At 67.3% G+C, this 1813-nt stretch carries 1 protein-coding gene; it reads left to right on the top strand.

Annotated features, from left to right (window positions below; genetic code table 11):
- Nucleotides 1–1813: hypothetical protein (locus tag MCM47_RS39975; protein ID WP_374209281.1), on the top strand; the 1813-nt coding region annotated here is incomplete at both ends.

The raw sequence follows: 1813 nt of genomic DNA, 5'->3' as shown, positions 1-1813 counted from the left end.
GTCTTCGCAGGCCAGAAGGGCGTGCAGCTTCCAGGCGACATCGATGTCCGGCACCACGAGTTGCCTCCCTGGGAGAGTAAGGACACCAGTAGGTATCTCGCTTCCCGTGGTCTTCCCCGGGAAGACCGCGAAAACGTGGCGAAGGCGTCCGCAGGGATACCCGGCTGGGCTGCGGCGCTGACGGACCTATTGCTGACTTCCCCCAGGCCCCTCAGTCGGGACGAGCTTGAGGAGAGCACCCCAGAGAACATCTGGACCAATCTCCTCGACACCCACGTCCCGGTACTGCTGCGCATAGCGATCCACGCCGCGTCCATACCCCGCACGGTGGAGAACCATGAACTCTTTCGCGCGCTGTTGAAGGCCGCGGCGGAGAGCGAGGAGGGCGAGGAGGTCAGTGACGCTGAACTCGCACGCACGGCTGCAGCCGTGAGGGCTCTGTCCTTCGCTCAGCCCACCCTCTCGGCTGACGGAACTCCCGGAACCGGCTTCCGAGTCCACGACATGATCCGAGGCAGCGTACTGCGCCACCTCCGGCCACAGCCCGCCTGGGCCGCGCTACACAGGGCCGCCGTGCGGTACTACGCACGGACGGGGTCTTTCGAGGAGGAGACATACCACCGCTTCGCCCTCGGCGACTTCAGCTGCGCCGAAGCCTGGCGTGAGCAGCTGGACTTCGCCTACTGCAACGGGCGTCTGGACGCTGCCATGTGGCTCACCGATGCGGTGCTGGCCCCGGAACAGCGCGGCGAACTGCGGCGCAGGAATCCCGGGCTCCTCCAAACCGGCTACCAGTACGCAGCGGATGTGGCACGGATCCAGGGCCGGATCGATGACGCCGAGCGCTATGGACGCAACGCGCAGGCGATGGCGCGCCTGCACGCGGACCCCCGGGGACTCGGCATCTCTCTGCTTGAACAGGCGACTCGCACGATGCGGCACGGGCGACTGACCGAAGCCGGCGGACTACTCGAAGACGCCGACGAAGCACTGGAACGGGCCAACGACACCCAGGGAAAGGTGATCCTGCTTCGGCGTCAGGGAGAGGTCTCGCTGGCGCGTGGCGACCTGAAGGCGGCCGGCGCCGCGTTCGAGGAGTGCCGCCGCTTGGCCGACGGCGGCCTCGGGCTGGCATATGCCCTGCACGGCCTCGGTGCCCTGGCACTGACAAGTGGCGATCTCAGCGCTGCGGCCCGATGGTTGAGCGCGGCGCGGAGGATGTTCGAAGACAGCGGCAATCTCTACGGTCGCTGCCTCGGCGAACGCGTCCAGGGTGAACTGGCGGGCTTGCGGGGTGAGTACCACAGGGCTGATCGCTGTTTGAACAACGCCCTCGCCATGTATCCGGGAACGGACGTCTTGGGGCAGGCGGAGACTCTGCGAGCACACGCGGAGCTGCACCTCCGATACGAGGAGTGGGCCGCTGCCCGTCACAAGTGCGAGCAAGCCCTCAGCCGGTACCGGCACAAGGGACTCCCGCTGGGTATTGCGGACACCCTACGGCTGCGCGCGTGCCTCGACCTGGCCGATGGCCGCCCCCAGGAAGCCGTACTGCACCTCGACGAGTGCCGGGACGTATACACGGACGTGGGATCTGAACTGGGGCTTGCGCGCACTCGTGTTGTCCAGGGACGGACAGCCCTCGCCGCAGGACAGCCGGAAGAGGCTCGTCGGCTACTGGCAGAGGCCCACGATCAGGTCGTAGCGATGGGTGCAGCACGGGACGGCTGCCTTGCTCTGCGCTGGTGGGCCGCAGCGGAGCGGCAGGTTGGACGGGCACCCGAAGCCCTACGACTCCTCAAGCAGGCGCTTC

Source organism: Kitasatospora sp. A2-31 (genome assembly GCF_022288725.1).
Classification (GTDB): Bacteria; Actinomycetota; Actinomycetes; order Streptomycetales; family Streptomycetaceae; genus Kitasatospora.
Note: the sequence above shows the minus strand (reverse complement) of the source record. Positions and strands in the feature narration are given on the sequence as shown.